The following is an 18,093-nucleotide window of genomic DNA, read 5'->3' as shown; positions in this document are numbered from 1 at the left end:
CGGCATCCCGCGCTCATTCAATGCTGGATGCAGCCGGCCAGCGGCCGGCACTCCCGCGCGTTACCAGTCCAGCTGCTTCGGCAGCAGGCCCTGCAGTTCCTGCTCGGTCAGGTTGCGCCACTGGCCCGGCTTCAGCGCGCCGATCTTGATGTTGTCGATGCGGACGCGGCGCAGCTGGGTCACCCGATAGCCGAACTCGGCGGCCATCAGGCGGATCTGCCGGTTCAGGCCCTGCTGCAGGGTGATGCGGAAACCGAACTTGGCGATGCGCGAGGTCTTGCACGGCAGCGTCATCTGGTCGTGGATGCGAACGCCGCGGGCCATGCCGCGCAGGAACTCATCGGTGACCGGCTTGTTCACCGCCACCAGGTACTCCTTCTGGTGGCCGTTCTCGGCACGCAGGATCTGGTTGACGATGTCGCCGTTGCTGGTCATCAGGATCAGGCCTTCGGAGTCCTTGTCGAGGCGGCCGATCGGGAAGATGCGCTGTTCATGGCCGACGAAGTCGACGATGTTGCCCTTGACCGACGTTTCGGTGGTGCAGGTGACGCCGACCGGCTTGTTCAGCGCGATGTAGACGTGGCGGCGGGCGCCGGGCTTGCGGGCCACGCGCGCGCGCAGCGGCTGGCCGTCGACCAGCACCTGGTCGTCCTCGCCCACCACCGCGCCGGTGCCGGCCGGATGGCCGTTGACGGTGACCCGGCGGGCGGCGATCAGGCGATCGGCCTCGCGGCGGGAGCAGAAGCCGGTGTCGGCGATATGTTTGTTGAGTCGGGTGGTCATCGGCCCATTATCCGGCATTGCCGCGCGCGGCGCTTCATGCGAGCCCGGGCGGATCGAGCGCTTCGCCGTCGAATACGCGGTTGCGGCCGGCGCGCTTGGCCACGTACATGGCGTGGTCGGCGCGGCGCAGCAGCGCGGCCAGGTCGTCCTCGCCCGGCCGCCATTGCGCCAGGCCGATGCTGGCGGTCACCTCCAGCCCGGGCACCTGCAACGCCCGACCGGCCTCGGTGATGTGCTGGCGCAGGCGATCCAGGCGGGCCGAAGCGGCCTCGCGGGGCATCCCCGGCATCAGCAGCAGGAATTCCTCGCCGCCCATCCGCACCACCTGGTCCTGGCTGCGGACCGCGGACCGCAACGCACGCGCCACCGCCACCAGCACCTGGTCGCCCACGGCGTGGCCGTGGCGGTCATTGATGTCCTTGAACAGGTCGATATCGAGAAAACCGATCACCAGCGGGCCGCGCTCGCGATCCACCCGCTCCAGGTGCTGGGCCAGCTGCTGCAGCCCGGCGCGGCGGTTGGGCAGGCCGGTCAGGCCATCGGTTTCGGCCAGCTGGCGCAGTTCATCGCGCTGCTGGCGCAGTCGGCCCAGCCGCTGGTTCAGCGCATAGGCGGCCATCATCAGCAGCCAGGTCACCGCCAGCTGCAGGGCTTCCACGCGGTATTCCAGCAACCACCCGGCGCGGCAGGCATCGGCCAGGATCAGTACCAGCATCGGTGCCAGCGCGGCCAGCCCTGCCTGCGCCCAGCGATCGCCGCGCAGCCGCGCCCACACTCCGACTGCCAGCGCCAGGCCACAGCCGAGCAGGTAGGACAGCTGCAAGCCCTGCGCCACCCAGGCCAGGCTGCGCCACGGCAGCCAGGGCACCAGTACGGCCAGCAGCAGCAGTCCCCACAGCGCCAGCCGCTGCAATGGACGCGAAGCCGGCAGCAGGCGGTCACCGCCGTTCAGGCGCCACAACGCCGGCAGCACCAGCGCCTGGGACGCCGCGGTCAATGCCAGCAGCCACCACGCGCTGCGCTCACCTACCGGCAGCCAGGGCTCGGGGTAGCCGCTCAGCCCTCCGAGGATGGCCTGCCACAGCACCAGCACGGTGGTACCGGCGATGTAGACCAGAAAACTGCGGTCGCGGGTGGTGAGGAAGGCCATCAGTGCCGACAATGCCAGCGCGATTGCCACGGCGATGCAGGCCGCGCGCACCAGCAGGCGGGCGGTATCGTTCTGCTGCACCGGGCTGGGCGCCCCCAACCGCAGGGTCGGTACCCAGCGCGCCTTCAGCGGTGTCTGCCACGAAACCCGGAACGGTTCGTGGCTGCCCGCCGGCGGCACCGCCACCAGCCCGATGCCGGCGCGGAAGCGTGAGTCTCGGGTACGGGCATCGTGCATGTTGCCGCAGATTTCGCGATCACCGTGCTGCACGCGGACTTCGCCGGCGAACACATTGAACACGTCCAGTGCCTGCGGCTGGCCTGACCAGCCTTCCGGCGGCGCGGGCACCAGCACCTGCTGCCGCGAACCGGCCAGCATGGCCGCCGTGCATGCGCGATGCGGGGTCGGCTCATCGGTGCCTGCACCGACCAGCAGATAGTCGCGCCCGGCTTCGGCTGCGGCGGCCCACAACGGCCACGGCGTCGCCAACCACACCAGCAGCACGACCAGCACCGCTCCTGTTCCGTACTGCCACTGCCTGCCGCCCACGCCAGTCCCGTTTCCTGCTTACGCCCGCGCCCACTGCACGTCGCCCCTGGCGGGCATTATCGCAGCCACGGCCACCGCCCACGTGTAGACCAAGGTCGCTGTCAGGTTCAGCCAGCGGCGGGCGGCCCCTTCACCGCCACCAGGCGCACCGGCCGCAGGTCGGCCAGGGTCATCCGCTCCAGCGGCTGCGGCCGCTCGATCGCATAGCCCTGCAGGCCCTGCACCCCGAGCCGGGTCAACGCGGCGGCCACTTCGGCGGTCTCCACCCATTCGGCCACCACCTCCATCTGCAGCTCGCGCCCCAGCTCACTGATCGCGCGCACCGTGGCATGGCTGACCGGATCAGTATCCATGTCGCGCACGAATGCCCCGTCGATCTTCAGGATATCGGCCGGCAACTGGCGCAGGTATCCGAACGAGGACAGGCCGGAGCCGAAATCATCCAGGGCCATCCGGCACCCCCGTGCCTTCACCGCGTCGATGAAGGCGCGCGCCTGGCTGAGGTTGCTGATCGCCGCCGTTTCGGTGATCTCGAAGCACAGCTTGGCGGCCAGCGCGCGGTTGCGCTCCAGCAGGTCGCGGACAAAGGCAAGGAAGCCGGGCTCGGCGATCGACTGCGCCGACACGTTGACGTTGCACAGTCCCAGCTGCCGCACGTGCGCCGGGCATACCTGCAGATGCCGGAACAGCAGGCCGAGCACGTGCCGGTCCAGCGCCACGGCCATTCCGTAGCGCTCCACCGCCGGCATGAACTGGCCTGGCAGGTGCAGGCTGCCATCGCTGCCGCGCATGCGCACCAGGACCTCATAGTGCAGGTAGCTGGGATCGCCGACGCGGGCGATGCGCTGCGCGTACAGCACCATGCGGTTCTCGGCCAAGGCCAGGCTGACGCCCTGCAGGCGCTCGGCTTCCTGGCGCCGCTCCTCCAGTGCCATTCTGTCTTCGTTGAAGCAGTGCACGCGGTTGCGGCCGGCCTGCTTGGCCGCGTAGCAGGCGCTGTCGGCGGCGCTCATCAACCAGTTCACATCCGGTGCCTCGGCGCTGACCTCGACCACGCCGATGCTGCAGCTCAGCTGTGGGCTGCCTTCGCTGATCGGGAACGTCGCCTGCCCCAGATTGCGGATCACCCGCTGCAGCACGCGCTTGGCCTCGTCCTGCCCGGCATGGGCAAGGAACACCGCGAACTCGTCCGCACCCAGCCGGCCCACCCAGTCGCCATCGCGCACTGCCGCCACCAGGTAGTCGGCGAAGCTGCGCAGCATCTGGTCGCCGGCGGCGTGGCCGAAGCTGTCGTTGACCAGCTTGAAGTGGTCCAGGTTGATGTAGCACAGCGCATGCGTGCCGCCCTCGCTGCGCACCTGCAGCAGCGCGCGTTCCAGCAGCCGCTCGATCTCGCGGCGGTTGATCAGGCCCGTCAGCGGATCATGGCTGGCGTGGTGTTCGATCTCGCGCGCCAGGGCATGGTTCTGGCTGACGTCTTCGATGATGGCGAACACCGACAACCCGCCCCCGGCGCTGCGCACCCCGGTGCCGCTCCAGCGGCCCCAGACCAGGCTGCCGTCGCGACGGCGGAAGCGCAGTTCGCTCGGCCGCAGCTGGCGGTCCCAGTCGATGCGCCCCACTCCGTCGATGACCAGCTCACCGTCCATCAGCAGGTCACCCAGCGACAGCTGCAGCAGCACGTCGCGGCGATGGTCGAGGATATCGGCCATCGCCTGGTTGGCCTCGATCACCTTGCCTTCGGTGTCGAGCTTGAGCATGCCGACGTTGGCCTGGTAGAACGCTGCGCGGAAACGGCTCTCGTGCTCGGTCAGGTCCTTGCCGACGCGGCGCGCCAGGGCGACCGCCATCAGGCTGATCGCCAGCACCGACAGGCCCGCGACCATCAGGGTCGCCAGCCGCACCAGCGTGGCCATCCGCAGCAGTGCCTGCGAGAACGCCTGGCTCTGCACCTTCATCCGCTGGTCCAGGTCACGCAGCTGCTGCAGGTAGTGGTCGCGTGTGGCAACGGGCACCAGGCTGCCGTCGTGCCGCAGCTGCAGTTCATCGATCAGTCGCTGCAGCGCCATCAGGTCGCCATCGGTCTGCCGCCACAACGCGCTCGCTTCGCGGAAGGCACCGATGTCGCGCGCGTAGCGGAACGAGAACACCAGACGTGGGATGTCGGCGCGCGCGTTGCCGCCCTGCAGGAAGCCCTGCCTGGCTTTTTCCTCGTCCGGTTCGGCCTGTTCCAGCGCCAGTCGCGCCTGCAGGTCGCCCAACGGCACCTGCAGGGCCTGGCGTGCGTCGTCCAGGTCCTGGGCATCGCCGCGCGCCAGGTAGCGACTGAGTGCGGCAGTGGCATCCTGCTGGCCACGCGACCAGTAGCCCTGGCCGGCGATCCAGGCAGTGGAGGCCGCCTGCAGTTCCTGGATCAGGGCGGACAGAGCGACCAGTCCGATCGCCATGCCCGTCAACAACGCAAATCGCAGTCCCAGCCCCCGGGTCATCGGCACCCGCCGGCTGTGTTGGTCCGTGCCACTCCTACCCATCCCGGATCCCCCTGAATGTGCTGCGGTGACAACCTCCTTAGGAACCGGCTCAGCCTAGGACCGGCAATGTGTGGGCCATGCGAAAAAGGGGACGGAGGGGATTAAGTCGTTCTTGGCACAGGCGCATGGCCGGCCAAATACGACTTAATCCCCTCCGTCCCCTTTTTCTGTCCGCCAGCCCGGGGGCTGGCGGTGGTGTGGACGGCTGCGGCTTAGAAGCTGCGCGGGCCGCGCGGCTTGAAGCCGTCACGACGCGGCGGGCGGCTGTCGCGGTCACCGCCGCGGTCGCCAGCCGGACCACCCGGGCCGCCACGACGCGGGCCACCCGGGCCGCCCGGGCCACGCTTGTCGAAGCGCGGCTTGAACGGACGCGGTGCCGGGTTGGTGTCTTCACCCGGGGCCAGCGCACGCATCTGCAGCTGCTGGCCGGACACCCAGACCTTCTGCAGGTGCGACAGCACGTCCGGCGGCATCTGTGCCGGCAGGTCCAGCAGCGAGAAGTCGTCGTGGATGTCGATGCGGCCGATGAAGCGGCTTTCCAGGCCGGCTTCGTTGGCGATGGCGCCGACGATGTTGGCCGGCTTCACGCCATGCTGGTGGCCGACCGAAATGCGGTAGGTCTCCATGCCCTGCTCCGGTGCACCACGCGGCGGAACCTCGCGGCGCGGACGCGGCTCGAAACCACCTTCGGCGTCGTCACGACGCGGGCCACGCTCGAAGCGCGGACCCCGATCGTTGCGGTCGAAGCGATCGCCGCGCTCCGGGCGGTCGCCACGGTCGAAGCGCTCGCGCGGGGCGCGCTCTTCGCGCGGGGCACGCACCGGCGGCTGCAGCAGGAACGGGGTGTCACCCTGCAGCAGCTTGGCCAGCGCGGCGGCGATCTCGATGGCCGGCACGTTCTGCTCGTTCTCGAAGCGCTCCAGCAGCTGGCGGTAGAAGTCCAGGCCGCCGGCACCCAGGGTTTCGCTGATGCGCGAGGTGAACTTGTTGATGCGGGTGTCGTTGACCGCTTCCACGCTCGGCAGCTGCATCTCTTCGATCGGCTGGCGGGTGGCGCGCTCGATCTGGCGCAGCATGCCCTTCTCGCGCGGGGTGGCGAACAGGATCGCCTCGCCGCTGCGGCCGGCACGGCCGGTACGGCCGATGCGGTGCACGTAGCTTTCGGTGTCGTACGGGATGTCGTAGTTCAGCACGTGGCTGATGCGCTCCACGTCCAGGCCGCGGGCGGCCACGTCGGTGGCGACCAGAATGTCCAGCTTGCCTTCCTTCAGCATGGCGATGGTGCGCTCACGCTGGGCCTGCTGCATGTCACCGTTGATGGCGGCAGCGGCCAGGCCACGGGCCTGCAGCTTGCTGGCCAGTTCTTCGGTGCCGGCCTTGGTCCGCGCGAAGATGATCATCGCGTCGAACGGCTCGACTTCCAGGATGCGGGTCAGCGCGTCCAGCTTGTGCATGCCGCTCACCCACCAGTAACGCTGGCGGATGTTGGCCGAGGTGGTGGTCTTGGCCGCGATGGTCACTTCCACCGGGTCCTGCAGGTAGGTCTGCGCGATGCGACGGATCTGCGGCGGCATGGTGGCCGAGAACAGGGCCACCTGGCGCTGCTCCGGCAGCTTCTTCAGCACGGCTTCGACGTCGTCGATGAAGCCCATGCGCAGCATTTCATCGGCTTCGTCCAGCACCAGCGTCTTCAGCTCGGACAGGTCCAGGGTGCTGCGGTCCAGGTGATCGATCACGCGGCCCGGGGTACCGACCACGATGTGCACGCCGCGGCGCAGGGCCGACAGCTGCTGGCCGTAGGGCTGGCCGCCGTACACCGGCAGCACGCGGAAGCCGGGAATCTTCGACGAATAGGACTGGAACGCCTCGGCAACCTGGATGGCCAGTTCGCGGGTCGGCGCCAGGATCAGGGCCTGGGGCTTGATCTGCTGCAGGTCGATGTTGGACAGTACCGGCAGCGCAAAGGCGGCGGTCTTGCCGGTACCGGTCTGGGCCTGGCCCAGCACGTCGCGGCCTTCCAGCATCGCCGGGATGGTAGCGGCCTGGATCGGCGACGGGGTTTCATAGCCGATGGCGGTGACCGCCTGCATCACGGGCTCGGACAGGCCGAGCTGCGCGAACTGCAGCGGCGCTTGGGAATCTTGGGACATGGGGAACTCCGAAGGCACTGCCGTCTTCCTGGCAGTGCGATAAAAAAGGTGATGGTCCGCGCTTTGGGCGCCCTTCTTATCGCGTGCCCTGGCGCTGCTCGGTCGGAGGAGATTTCACTCGCTCAGAGCGGAATGATACCGCATTGATGCTGAACGAGGCATACAGCTTTCCCCACACGTGCCGTCGGCCCCGTGCTGGCGCACAATACGCGCCCTCTTCCCGGCCCGGCCGCTGGCCTGTGCCCTCCTCCCAGGAACGCGCTCCATGCAGATTCTCGAATTCGACCTCGACGGCGACTACGTCGAACTCAAGCAGCTGCTCAAGCTGGCCGACCTGGTCACCAGTGGCGGCGAGGCCAAGATGGTCATCAGCGAAGGCCAGGTGCGGGTCGACGGCGAAGTCGAACTGCGCAAGGCCTGCAAGATCCGCGCGGGCCAGGTGGTCGAATTCGCCGACAGCCAGATCCGCGTGCTGGCCGCCGGCTGAGCTGAAGCGGTTCAGGCCACGCGCTGGGTCAGGTGCGTGGCGATCAACTGCCTGAACGGTGCCACGCCCTGCGCCACGCGCAGGCCGGCCGCCCGCAGCAGCCGTGCCGGCCGGCGATCGTCGGTGTACAGGCTGGCGATCGCATTGGTGGCTTCGTACAACGGACGCGATGCCAGCCGATGACCGCGCTGGTAGCGGGCCAGCATGCCGGCGGCGGCAATGTCGGCACCGCGGCGCTGCTGCGCGACGATGCCCTGCGCCAGCCGCTGTGCGCTGGCCAGGCCCAGGTTGAAGCCATGCGCGGTGACCGGGTGCATGCCGACGGCGGCATCGCCGATCAGCGCCGATCGCTCGCCGACGAAGCGGTGGGCGTACACCCCCACCAGCGGATACGCCTGCGCCGTGGCCACCGGCTGCATCCGGCCCAGGCGGTGTTCGAAGCAGGCGCTGATGGCCTCACCGAAAGCCACCTCGTCCATCGCCAGCAGCGCCTCGATCTGCCGTGGCGGCAGCGTGATCACCGCCGATGCCTGGCCCGCGTTGAGCGGCAGCAGCGCCATCGTGCGGCCGTAGCCGAACCACTCCCAGGCGGTGTGGTGATGGTCGCGCTCGACCTGCATGCGGCATACCAGCATGGACTTGCCGAAGTCGCGCATCTGCGCACCGATGCCGAGCATGCGACGCGTGGCGGAGAAGCGGCTGTCGGCCGCGACCAGCAGCCGCGCGTGCAGCGTACTGCCGTCGTCCAGCGTGACCACGTGGCCCTGCGCATCGGCCTGCGCGCCCAGCACCTTGCGCCCGTCGAACAGGTGCAGGCCATCCTGGCCCTGCACGGCGTCCCAGGCAGCACGGCGGATCAGATGGTTGGGTACCAGCCAGCCCAGCGGCTGGCCGTCGACCTGGCTGCTGGCGAAGGTCAGCGCGAACGGCGAGCTGCCGTTCATCACCTTGGCATCGCGCAGTTCAGCGACCTCGGCCTGCGGCAGGCGCTGCCACAGCCCCAGCTGCTCCATGCTCTGCCGCGAGGCATGGGTCAACGCGATCTCGCGCCCATCGAAGGCGGCTTCGGCCAGCGCCTGGCGCGGCTGCACTTCGACCAGCCCGACCTGCAGGCCATTGCCCGCCAGCGCACGCGCGAAACACAGGCCCGCCGGTCCGGCGCCGACCACCACCACGTCCATCCTGCGCATGCGCGCCTCCTGCCGTTGATCCCGTCCGCGCCAGCATAGCGCCGCGCAGCTGAGCGGCCTTGATCTGGATCAGGCCCGGATCACAGCAGTGCGAACACCAGCGCCAGGGTCGACAGCAGCGACACCAGCCACACCAGGCTGCGCACGTAGGGCACGCCTGCGGCGTACAGCGGCAGGTAGACCACGCGCGCCCAGAAGTAGGCCTGCGCGGCCAGCGCGGTGGTGTCGTTGCCGCGCCCGGCCAGCACGACCGCGATCGCCGCGGCGGCGAAGAACGGGAACGTCTCCAGGAAGTTGGCCTGGGCCCGCTGCAGGCGACCGGCCAGCGGACTGAGCGGCCTTGCGTCGCCATCCCGTGCCGAGGCATTCCACTTCATTCCCCGTTCGCGGGTGACCACGGTGGAGGTGGCGAAGATGTAGACAAAACCCAGCAGCACCGACCAGGCCAGCATCGTCAGTTCAGTTGCCATCGCTCATCTCCTCAGGGCGCCGACGCGCGCAGGCTGTAGCCGGCCAGGCGCCACACCTGGTCTTCGTCGAAGCGGAACGAAACCAGCTCGCGCACCGGCTGCGCGCTGTTGGCGAAACGGGTCGGGAAACTGACGTTGATGTAGAGGCCTTCGGGCACCGCAGCGCCGGCGCTGTATTTGACCCGGGTAATGGTCGGCTGGCCACGACCGGCCAGCGCCCCCAGGCGCGCGCGCTCAGCGCTCAGCTGGCTGACGAAGGCCGCCTTGGGCACTGCACGACGCGCGACGGCGGAGGCGCCATCCCACAATTCGCCGGCGCGATTGGCATCCACCAGCTGCGCCGCCTTCAATGCAGCCGCGCCCATTTCCGCGTCCTGTTTCTGCACCTGTGCCTGCTGCGCGGCGGTCAGCGCCGGTGTGCCGGCGGTGGCCGGTTTCGCGGCTGCCGGCGAGGCCGGGGCCGGGCGTGCCGGGGCCGGGGCGGGCGTGGCCGGCGCAGGTGCCTGCGCCAATGCGGTCAGGGGCAGCAGGGACAGCAGGGACAGCAGCAGGAGCACGCGCTTCATGGACACCGCCGGTTTTCTGGAGAGAACCGCAGTCTACGCCAGCGTGGTGACTATGCTGTCAGCGTGCCGGGGCGTTGCCCTCCACCGCTGCCGCATCAGCCTGCGCGGCGGGCGCGGCGGTGTTCACTGGCGCCTGTTCGGCCACCGGCGGCGGCTCCGGCGGTGCCGGCGGCAGCGTCGCCACGTCGATCTCCGACAGCGGGCTTTCTTCCGGGCACACCGCGTCCGGGAAGCCGAAGCGCTGCTTCAGGGCCTGGCCGCAGCTGTTGATCGACTCCATGTCGGCGCCGTCGCGCTTGCACTGCTGGTCGAAGGCGATCAGGAAGGCATCCTTGCGCTGCACGAAGTCATCGCCGCAGGCACGCATCTGCTTGATCCTTTCCAGATCGTCCTGCACCGCGTTGGTGCCGTCCAGGCCGAACTGGCGCAGCTCCTCCGGCGTCAGCAGGCGCAGGCTGCGGTTGGGCACGGTCATCATCAGGTCGGCCACGCCCACGGCCACGCCATTGCGCTGCAGGTAATCCTTCACGTTGTCGTAGACCTCGTGCAGCTCGCGGTTGAGTTCCGCGCGCGAGGTAGCCTTGGAACTGATGCGCATCATGCGGTGGATGCCGACCTTGCCGGACAGCAAGCGGTTGTCACCTGCGGCCAGCACGAACACGCAGGCACTGTGGCAGATCGAGCCTTCGCGCACCCAGATGGTCCAGCCCGATTCACCAATGCTGTCCCCGGCGACGATCGCCGATTCCACCTGGCCGCCACTGGAATCCAGGTCGAGGATGCGCTTGTGGATCTTCTGCTGGTCGGCGACCACCGCCAGCCGCCACATCATCTCGGCGAAACCAGGATTGATCTTGCCGGCATAGCGCACCCGCACCAGGCCACGCGCGGCGCAGGGTGCCAGGGCCTGGCTGATCTGCTCGCGCTGCAGGCCTTCCAGCTCGGCACCATCGCCAGCCTCGCCGGCGTACTCGGTGCTGCAACTGACCCACGCGCGGCCGTTCTCCAGCTGCGCCTGCGGCCACGGCCGATCACCCTGGCTGCGCGGTGGTGCCGGCGGCGGCGGTGCGTCGGCGGCATTGATCGACACCATGTTCTCGCCATCGCTGGCCGGTGCCCGCGCCGCCTTGTCGGCTGCGGTTACGTTGCCCGGATTCTCCAGCTGACTGCAGCCCGCCAGGGCCAGGCACAACAGGGGCAACCAGCGGAGTTTGGCGGACATCGGGCAACCGGTCTTCACGTGGGCAAGAGCCACAGTCTACCCGCCCCGGGGCGCGCATTCAGCGCGTGGCACTGAACCCCTCTGACCCTTGGGAAAGCGTGTGGAACGAGGCCGACACGCACGCGCGGCCGCGCAGGACGCCGTGTTATTGCTGCCGGCCAGCGGCCGGCACTACCACCGCCAGCGGCCGGCACTACCACGGCCAACGTCCAGCACTACCACGGCCAGCGGCCCGCACTACCGCGGGCACAACCCGGCCTGACTCGCGTCAGCATCCATGTCCGAATGTGGCGAGTATCACCGCCCGCACCCGCCTAGACTGGCGGCATGGACACCGCTCTCGCCCTCGACATTGCCGCCTGTGATCGGGCCCGCCTGGCCCGCGACGCACGCTTCGACGGCGTGTTCTTCACCGCCGTGCGCAGCACCGGCATCTACTGCCGCCCGGTGTGCCCGGCCCCGCCACCGAAGCCGCGCAACATCAGCTATTTTCCGACCGCCGCTGCGGCCTCCGCCGCCGGCTACCGGCCGTGCCTGCGCTGCCGCCCCGAACTGGCACCACAGGCGCAGCAGGCGTTGGCCGGGCAGGCCGTGCAGCGCGCCCTGGCGCTGATCCACGGTGGATTCCTGCAGGAACACGCCGTCGCTGACCTCGCGCGGAAAATCGGACTCAGCGCGCGCCAGCTGCAGCGCCTGTTTGTCGAGCACCTGGGCGCGACGCCCGGACAGCTCCATGCCACCCACCGCCTGCTGCTGGCCAAGCAGCTGCTGACCGAAACCATGCTGCCGGTGACCGACGTCGCACTGGCCGCCGGCTACAACAGCCTGCGCCGTTTCAATACCGCCTTCCTGCAGGGCTGCGGGATGGCGCCGAGCGCACTGCGTCGCCAGCACCCGCCGTTGGCCGCAGAGGATGACGGCCTGGTTCTGCGTCTGGCCTACCGCCCCCCCCTGGATTTTGCGCGCATGCTGGCGTTCCTGCGGAAGCGCAGCCTGCCCGGCATCGAGCTGATCGGCGAGGACAGCTACCAGCGCGTGCTCGGCACGCCCGAGCGCCCCACCCTACTGCGGGTCACCGCCGACCCGAAGCGCCCGGAGCTGCGCCTGCAGCTGGGAGCAGTCGATCCACGCCTGATCCCGGACATCGTGCGCCGCGTGCGTCGCGTGTTCGATCTGGATGCCGACCTGCAGCAGGTCCATGCCGCGCTGGCCGAAGAACCGCTGCTGGCGCGCGGCATCGCCGAACGCCCCGGGCTGCGCGTGCCCGGCGGCTGGGATGGCTTCGAGGTGGGTGTGCGTGCCGTGCTCGGCCAGCAGGTCAGCGTGGCCGCGGCCACCACCTTCGCGCGGCGCCTGGTCGATGCCTACGGCGCGCACCTGCCGGGCATGCCCCCTGCATTCGATCGCCAGTTCCCGGCACCTGCGCTGCTGGCCGAAGCGCCGCTGGAATCGATCGGCCTGCCCCGCAGCCGCGCGGCCACCGTGCGCGCACTGGCCGCGGCCTGCGCCAGCGGCCAGCTTGACTTCGGGCCTGGCCAGGCCGTGGAGGAATTCGTTGCGCGCTGCGTTGCACTGCCCGGCATCGGCCCGTGGACCGCGCATTACATCGCCCTGCGCGGGCTCGGCCAGCCAGATGCGTTCCCGGCCGGCGATCTTGTACTGCAGCAGGTCCTCGGCCACGCGCAGGGCCAGCGCCTGAGCGAACGTGCGACCGAAGCGCGCTCGCAACCGTGGCGCCCGTGGCGCGCCTACGCCGTGCTGCACCTGTGGCACCTGTCCGGCACCTTTGTTGGAGAACCGACATGACCCTGTTGTTCGATCGTTTCGACAGCCCGATCGGCGTGTTGACCATTGCCGGCGACGAGCGCGGTCTTTCGCATGTGCTGTTCCCGGAGAACCGCCACCCCGCACGCGGGCGCGATGATTGGCACTACGCACCGGACGCGTTGCCCGAAGCGCGCGAACAGCTGCTGCAGTTCCTGCACGGTGAACGCCGCCGGTTCGACCTGCGACTGGCACCGCGCGGCACTCCGTTCCAGCTGCGTGTCTGGCAGGCACTGGCGTTGATTCCGTTCGGCCAGACCTGGAGCTACCTGCAGCTGGCACAGCATCTGGGCCAGCCCAGCGCGACCCGCGCGGTGGGCGCGGCCAACGGCCGCAATCCACTGCCGATCATCCTGCCCTGCCATCGCGTGATCGGCAGCAACGGTGCGCTGACCGGCTTCGGCGGCGGCCTGGAAACCAAGGCCGCGCTGCTGCGACTGGAACAACGCCAGGCCCCGCTGTTCGCTTGAGCATCGGGGTCAGATCCCTTTTCCGGTGGAAAAGGGATCTGACCCCGGACGGTCCTGGCGCGCCGTGTCTTGGGCCGGTAATTGCACCGACTTATCATGCACGGATGACTTCCGTACGCCTGACCCTTTCGCTGGCACTGCTGCTGCCATTGGCCGCCTGCAGCACCGCGCCCGCCCCTTCCGCCGCCGTTCCCCCTGCGTCCGTCGCTGCGGCCGCGCCGCCGAAGCTGCTGCTGATCTCCATCGATGGCCTGCGCGCCGACGCGCTGGACCGCGGGCTGACCCCGAACCTGCAGCGGATGATCGACGGCGGCGTGCGCGCCCGCTGGATGACGCCGTCCTACCCTTCACTGACCTTCCCCAACCACTACACGATCGTCACCGGCCTGCGCCCAGACCACCACGGCATCGTCAACAACAGCATGGACGATGAGGCGCTGGGCCGGTTCGAGCTGAGCAACCGCGAGGCAGTCACCACCAGTGCGTGGTGGGGCGGCGAACCGATCTGGGTCGGTGCCGAGAATGTCGGCGTGCGCACTGCAACGACCTCGTGGCCGGGCAGTGAATCGGCGATCCGTGGCGTGCGCCCGAGCCAGTGGCGCGTCTACGACGCCACGGAGCCCCTGGAACAGCGCGCCGGCATCGTGCTGGACTGGCTGGCACAGACCGACGCCGACGCGCCGCGACTGACCACGCTGTACATGGAGCATGTGGACAAGGCCGGCCACAACTACGGCCCCGAGTCGACGCAGTACGCCGATGCGATCGCACGCGCCGATCTGATCGTCGGCCAGGTCCTCGATGGACTGCAGCAGCGCGGGCTGGCGGCGACCACCAACGTGATCGTGGTCTCCGACCATGGCATGGCATCCGTGCCTGAGGACCAGGTGATTTCCACCGAATCGATGGCCGACCCGTCGATTGCGCGCAACGTCAGCCAGGGCCAGTCGGTCGGCTTCGTACCGGTGGCCGGTCGCGAGAAGGAGGCCGAGCGCGCACTGCTCGGCCGCCACGCACACTACGCGTGCTGGAAGAAGGAAAACCTGCCGCCACGCTGGCACTACGGCACGCATCCGCGGGTGCCGGCCATCGTCTGTGCGATGGATGAGGGCTGGGACGCGCTGCACCTGGAGAAGATCGCCAAGCGCGCAAGACGGGATCGGGGCTCGCACGGATATGACAATGCCCTGCCTTCCATGCGCGCGGTGTTCGTGGCCAAGGGTCCCTCGTTCCGCCAGGGCCTGGTGATCGACGGCTTCGACAACGTGGACGTCTATCCGCTGCTGGCCCATCTGCTGCAGGTGCCGGCCGCACCGAACGATGGCAACCCGGACACGTTGAAGCAGACCCTGCGCTGATGCGGTTGTAGCGCCGAGCCCGCGCTCGGCTGCATTTCCGGCCAGCCGGGCATGGGCTCGGCGCTACAAGAACGTGCATAAAAAAACGCGGCGCCAGGCGCCGCGTTCTTCGTGGACCGGTCGGTCGGCCGGATCAGGCCTTGGCGACGGCCTTCTTCGCAACGGCCTTCTTCGCCGGAGCCTTGGCCACGGTCTTCTTGGCAACCGGGGCGGCGGCGCCTACGGCGACCTTGCTCGCAGTGTGCGAACGGGCGTTGCCGTAGCTGGCGTTGTAGCGCTTGCCCTTGGCGGTCTTGCGGTCACCCTTACCCATGTCTTCAACTCCTCAAGTGTGAAATCTGGTTACCCCGTACTGACACGGGTTCGGCGGGGCCACCTTGCTGGGCGCCCCCGCGCACGATCGAAAATCCTATCACGGAGCACCTAGTGCGCGCAGCTGGCGTCGTGCACGTGGCCATGGTTGAGGCGCAGGTTGACCAGGTGGGCCACCCCCACCAGCAGGCCGCCGATGGTCATCACCACCGCATGCGGTACCGCGTTGTGGTGCAGCGGGTCGTACAGCACGCCGGCCCACAGCGCGACCAGGCCGGGGATCAGGAAGCCGAGCGCACGCAGCGCACCGTGGCGGCGGTAGCCCCAGACCAGGCTGAACAGCCCGAGCAGGGTCACAAACACCACCAGTCCCTGCTCCACCCCATCGCTCAGCCAGAACGACAGGCCCAGCGAGGGCGCCGCCGCCAGCAGCACCGGGATGACCGCGCAGTGCACCGCGCACAGCATCGAACCCGTGGCACCGAAACGGTCAAGCAGATGGCGCATTCGTGAGGACAGGGACATGACTTCCAGCAGGGTCGGCGAATCGTTATGGAATAATATAACATCCCTTCCCGACCCGCACGGTGTCCCCTCCCCCTGTCCCATCGACGGGATTCGTGCGCCCCGTGATTGATATAGTGTAACAAAGGACCTGCCCATGCCCGCCCGTACCCCGCGGTTGAAGCCGCATTCCCTCGCCCTGGCCCTGACCGCCCTGCTCCCGACCGTTGCCTTCGCCGCCGGCGAAGACGATTCCCACCGTGACCGCCACCTGACTGAACTGTCGTCGGTGCAGGTCACCGCTTCGCCGCTGCAGGGCGACGCCGAATCGCTGGCACGCCCGGTGGAGGTTCTGGCCGGTGAACGCCTGGACGAGCAGAAGGCCGGCACCCTCGGTGATACCGTGGCCAAGCTGCCCGGCGTGCAGAGCACCTTCTTCGGGCCGGGTGTCGGCCGCCCCATCATCCGCGGCCAGGAGGGCCCACGCGTGGCGGTGCTCTCCAATGGCATGGGCAACATGGATGCCTCCACCGTCAGCGCCGACCATGCCACCAGCATCGAGCCGTTCCTGGCCGACCAGATCGAGGTCCTTAAAGGCCCGGCCACCCTGCTGTTCGGCAGCGGTGCGATCGGCGGCGCGGTCAACGTGGTCGATGGCCGCATCGCACGCGAACTGCCGGAGCGCCCGCTGAGCGGCCGCGCCGAACTGCGCGGCAACTCGGTGAACAACGAGCGCAGTGGCATGTTCCGCCTCGATGGCGTCAGCGGCAACGTCGTGCTGCACGTGGATGGCCTGGTCCGCAACGGCGATGACTACCGTATTCCTGGCTACGCAGTGATCGACAGCCTGGAAGACCACCATGACCACGATCACGACCATGAAGCGGCCGAAGGCGAAGAACCGCGTCGCGGCCGCCTCGACAACAGCTCCATCCGTACCCGCGCCGGTGGCGTCGGTGCGACCTGGCTGGGCGACGGCGGCTATTTCGGCGTATCGGCCAGCACCTACCGTACCAACTACGGCATTCCCAATGGCGCGCACGTGCATGCCGACGGCGATGACCACGACCATGACCACGGCCACGATCATGGCGATGAAGAGGAAGGCGGAGACGAGCACGACGTGCGCATCGACATGGTGCAGAACCGCTTCGAGACCAAGGCCGGCATCTACGACCCTGTCTCGTTCCTGAAGAACATCAACGCGCGCGTGGCCTACACCGACTACGAGCACGTGGAGCTGGAGGCCGGCACGCCGTCGACCCGCTTCACCAACCGCGGCATCGAGGCACGCCTGGAAGCCGTGCAGCAGCAGATCGGCGGCTGGGATGGTGCCTTCGGCCTGCAGTTCGGCAACAGTGATTTCGGCGCCAAGGGTGAAGAAGCGTTCGTACCGGATACCGGCACCCGGAACATCGGCCTGTTCGTGCTGCAGGAAAAGCAGTTCGGCCCGTTCAAGCTGGAACTGGGCGGCCGCCACGACCAGGTCAAGCTGGACCCGAGCGGTGACTACCGCCGCCGCACGTTCGGCGCCACCAACCTGTCTGCCGCTGGCATCTGGAAGCTCAACGATGCGGTTGACCTGCGCATCGGCGTGGACAGCTCCGAGCGTGCACCGACCAACGAAGAGCTGTATGCCGCCGGCGCGCACATCGCCACCCGCTCGCTGGAAATCGGCGATGCCAACCTGAAGACCGAGCGCGGCCAGCGCGTGGAACTGGGCATTCACACCCACAGCGAACGCCTGGACTTCTCCGCGTCGGTCTACCAGACGAAGTTCAAGGACTTCATCTACCTGGCCGACACCGGCGTTACCGAGGGGCTGCCGGTGCGCGCCTGGACCCAGCAGGACGCGGTGTTCCGCGGCGCCGAGGCCGAAGCGCTGGTGCACCTGTTCGAGGGCGGCGCCGGTGACTGGGACCTGCGCCTGTTCGGCGACTACGTCAAGGCCAAGCTGGATGGCAGCGGCAGCCGCAACCTGGACATCGCCGTGCCGCACGGCGACCACAACCACAACTACACGGTGGAGCTGGCCAACACCGGCTACCTGCCGCGCATCGCCCCGGCCCGCGTCGGCGCCGACCTGCGCTGGTCGAAGGATGGCTGGCGTGCCTCGGTCGGTGCGGTGCGCTACAGCCGCCAGAAGGATGTCGCCCAGAACGAAGCACCGAGCGACGGCTACACCCTGGTCGATGCACACCTGGCCTACCGCTGGGATCGCAACGCGAGCAACAGCTACGAGGTGTTCCTGGATGGCAGCAACCTGACCAACCGCGAAGTGCGTCCGCATACCTCGCTGCTGCGCGACTACTCGCCGCTGCCGGGCCGTGGTGTCGCATTCGGCATCCGCGCGTTCTTCTGACCGCGCACGGCGGGGCCGGATCCCTTTCCGAAGGAAAGGGCTCTGACCCCCGCGCCATTCCACGGGGGCCTTCGGGCCCCCGTTCTCTTTTCACTCCATGCCATCACGCATCCGTCACAAAGATGTGCGTACGACAACAACCGGACAATCCCGTCACTCACTGTC

At 68.7% G+C, this 18,093-nt stretch carries 15 protein-coding genes; 5 read left to right on the top strand and 10 right to left on the bottom strand.

The window, feature by feature from the left end; all coding sequences use genetic code 11:
* Positions 1-60: 60 nt before the first annotated feature.
* The 4 genes from BLS66_RS15755 to BLS66_RS15740 all read right to left on the bottom strand — a co-directional run bounded on the left by BLS66_RS15755 (position 61) and on the right by BLS66_RS15740 (position 7,163).
* The gene (locus BLS66_RS15755; RefSeq protein ID WP_053505407.1) at positions 61-783 is read right to left on the bottom strand and encodes a pseudouridine synthase; all 723 of its coding nucleotides are present in this window, start codon (positions 781-783) and stop codon (positions 61-63) included.
* Between the two features lie 34 nt (positions 784-817).
* On the bottom strand, positions 818-2,482 hold the full coding sequence (locus tag BLS66_RS15750) for a sensor domain-containing diguanylate cyclase (protein ID WP_074726279.1): 1,665 nt from the start codon (positions 2,480-2,482) through the stop codon (positions 818-820).
* Between the two features lie 107 nt (positions 2,483-2,589).
* The gene (locus tag BLS66_RS15745; RefSeq protein WP_074726278.1) at positions 2,590-5,013 is read right to left on the bottom strand and encodes a putative bifunctional diguanylate cyclase/phosphodiesterase; all 2,424 of its coding nucleotides are present in this window, start codon (positions 5,011-5,013) and stop codon (positions 2,590-2,592) included.
* A gap of 212 nt (positions 5,014-5,225) precedes the next feature.
* Positions 5,226-7,163, bottom strand: a complete 1,938-nt coding sequence (locus BLS66_RS15740; RefSeq protein WP_074726277.1) for a DEAD/DEAH box helicase — start codon at positions 7,161-7,163, stop codon at positions 5,226-5,228.
* Positions 7,164-7,428: 265 nt separating this feature from the next.
* Between BLS66_RS15740 and BLS66_RS15735 the strand changes: the two genes are divergently transcribed.
* A complete protein-coding gene (locus tag BLS66_RS15735; RefSeq protein ID WP_014036469.1) occupies positions 7,429-7,650 on the top strand; it encodes an RNA-binding S4 domain-containing protein in 222 nt (73 codons plus the stop codon).
* An 11-nt stretch (positions 7,651-7,661) separates the two neighbouring features.
* Here BLS66_RS15735 and ubiM read toward each other — a convergent pair whose 3' ends face one another.
* The 4 genes from ubiM to BLS66_RS15715 all read right to left on the bottom strand — a co-directional run bounded on the left by ubiM (position 7,662) and on the right by BLS66_RS15715 (position 11,098).
* A complete protein-coding gene (gene ubiM / locus BLS66_RS15730; RefSeq protein ID WP_074726276.1) occupies positions 7,662-8,840 on the bottom strand; it encodes a 5-demethoxyubiquinol-8 5-hydroxylase UbiM in 1,179 nt (392 codons plus the stop codon).
* 80 nt (positions 8,841-8,920) lie between these two features.
* Positions 8,921-9,310, bottom strand: coding sequence for an MAPEG family protein (locus BLS66_RS15725; RefSeq protein WP_074726275.1), 390 nt, complete (start codon positions 9,308-9,310; stop codon positions 8,921-8,923).
* Positions 9,311-9,321: 11 nt separating this feature from the next.
* Positions 9,322-9,876: a DUF4019 domain-containing protein gene (locus BLS66_RS15720; RefSeq protein ID WP_074726274.1), complete on the bottom strand. Its 555-nt coding sequence runs from the start codon at positions 9,874-9,876 to the stop codon at positions 9,322-9,324.
* Positions 9,877-9,934: 58 nt separating this feature from the next.
* On the bottom strand, positions 9,935-11,098 hold the full coding sequence (locus BLS66_RS15715; RefSeq protein WP_074726273.1) for a COG3904 family protein: 1,164 nt from the start codon (positions 11,096-11,098) through the stop codon (positions 9,935-9,937).
* Positions 11,099-11,425: 327 nt separating this feature from the next.
* On the opposite strand from BLS66_RS15715, the gene BLS66_RS15710 reads away from it, so the two are divergent.
* The 3 genes from BLS66_RS15710 to BLS66_RS15700 all read left to right on the top strand — a co-directional run bounded on the left by BLS66_RS15710 (position 11,426) and on the right by BLS66_RS15700 (position 14,750).
* Positions 11,426-12,904: a DNA-3-methyladenine glycosylase 2 family protein gene (locus tag BLS66_RS15710; RefSeq protein ID WP_074726272.1), complete on the top strand. Its 1,479-nt coding sequence runs from the start codon at positions 11,426-11,428 to the stop codon at positions 12,902-12,904.
* Positions 12,901-13,392 (top strand): methylated-DNA--[protein]-cysteine S-methyltransferase, encoded by a 492-nt coding sequence (locus BLS66_RS15705; protein WP_049470116.1) that lies wholly within the window; start codon positions 12,901-12,903, stop codon positions 13,390-13,392. Before BLS66_RS15710 ends, BLS66_RS15705 begins: the two co-directional genes overlap by 4 nt.
* A gap of 104 nt (positions 13,393-13,496) precedes the next feature.
* Complete coding sequence (locus BLS66_RS15700; protein WP_074726271.1) at positions 13,497-14,750, top strand: alkaline phosphatase family protein; 1,254 nt, start codon at positions 13,497-13,499, stop codon at positions 14,748-14,750.
* A gap of 133 nt (positions 14,751-14,883) precedes the next feature.
* On the opposite strand, the gene BLS66_RS15695 is transcribed toward BLS66_RS15700, so the two are convergent.
* Together BLS66_RS15695 and BLS66_RS15690 are read right to left on the bottom strand one after the other, a co-directional pair.
* Entirely contained in the window at positions 14,884-15,063 is a 180-nt protein-coding gene (locus BLS66_RS15695; RefSeq protein ID WP_004150462.1) for a 30S ribosomal protein THX, read from the bottom strand.
* Positions 15,064-15,173: 110 nt separating this feature from the next.
* Entirely contained in the window at positions 15,174-15,587 is a 414-nt protein-coding gene (locus BLS66_RS15690) for a MerC domain-containing protein (RefSeq protein WP_049470111.1), read from the bottom strand.
* A gap of 136 nt (positions 15,588-15,723) precedes the next feature.
* On the opposite strand from BLS66_RS15690, the gene BLS66_RS15685 reads away from it, so the two are divergent.
* A complete protein-coding gene (locus BLS66_RS15685) occupies positions 15,724-17,928 on the top strand; it encodes a TonB-dependent receptor (protein ID WP_053462518.1) in 2,205 nt (734 codons plus the stop codon).
* The last annotated feature ends 165 nt before the right edge of the window (positions 17,929-18,093 follow it).

This window comes from Stenotrophomonas pavanii (assembly GCF_900101175.1).
Taxonomy (GTDB): domain Bacteria; phylum Pseudomonadota; class Gammaproteobacteria; order Xanthomonadales; family Xanthomonadaceae; genus Stenotrophomonas; species Stenotrophomonas pavanii.
This window is presented reverse-complemented; position numbering and strand designations above follow the sequence as displayed.

Bases quoted from the DNA above. Each gene is read 5' to 3' on its own strand.
- BLS66_RS15755 (WP_053505407.1), bottom strand. From the start codon at position 783: ATGACCACCCGACTCAACAAACATATCGCCGACACCGGCTTCTGCTCC.
- BLS66_RS15745 (WP_074726278.1), bottom strand. From the start codon at position 5,013: ATGGGTAGGAGTGGCACGGACCAACACAGCCGGCGGGTGCCGATGACC.
- BLS66_RS15740 (WP_074726277.1), bottom strand. From the start codon at position 7,163: ATGTCCCAAGATTCCCAAGCGCCGCTGCAGTTCGCGCAGCTCGGCCTG.
- BLS66_RS15735 (WP_014036469.1), top strand. From the start codon at position 7,429: ATGCAGATTCTCGAATTCGACCTCGACGGCGACTACGTCGAACTCAAG.
- ubiM (WP_074726276.1), bottom strand. From the start codon at position 8,840: ATGCGCAGGATGGACGTGGTGGTGGTCGGCGCCGGACCGGCGGGCCTG.
- BLS66_RS15725 (WP_074726275.1), bottom strand. From the start codon at position 9,310: ATGGCAACTGAACTGACGATGCTGGCCTGGTCGGTGCTGCTGGGTTTT.
- BLS66_RS15720 (WP_074726274.1), bottom strand. From the start codon at position 9,876: ATGAAGCGCGTGCTCCTGCTGCTGTCCCTGCTGTCCCTGCTGCCCCTG.
- BLS66_RS15715 (WP_074726273.1), bottom strand. From the start codon at position 11,098: ATGTCCGCCAAACTCCGCTGGTTGCCCCTGTTGTGCCTGGCCCTGGCG.
- BLS66_RS15710 (WP_074726272.1), top strand. From the start codon at position 11,426: ATGGACACCGCTCTCGCCCTCGACATTGCCGCCTGTGATCGGGCCCGC.
- BLS66_RS15705 (WP_049470116.1), top strand. From the start codon at position 12,901: ATGACCCTGTTGTTCGATCGTTTCGACAGCCCGATCGGCGTGTTGACC.
- BLS66_RS15700 (WP_074726271.1), top strand. From the start codon at position 13,497: ATGACTTCCGTACGCCTGACCCTTTCGCTGGCACTGCTGCTGCCATTG.
- BLS66_RS15695 (WP_004150462.1), bottom strand. From the start codon at position 15,063: ATGGGTAAGGGTGACCGCAAGACCGCCAAGGGCAAGCGCTACAACGCC.
- BLS66_RS15690 (WP_049470111.1), bottom strand. From the start codon at position 15,587: ATGTCCCTGTCCTCACGAATGCGCCATCTGCTTGACCGTTTCGGTGCC.
- BLS66_RS15685 (WP_053462518.1), top strand. From the start codon at position 15,724: ATGCCCGCCCGTACCCCGCGGTTGAAGCCGCATTCCCTCGCCCTGGCC.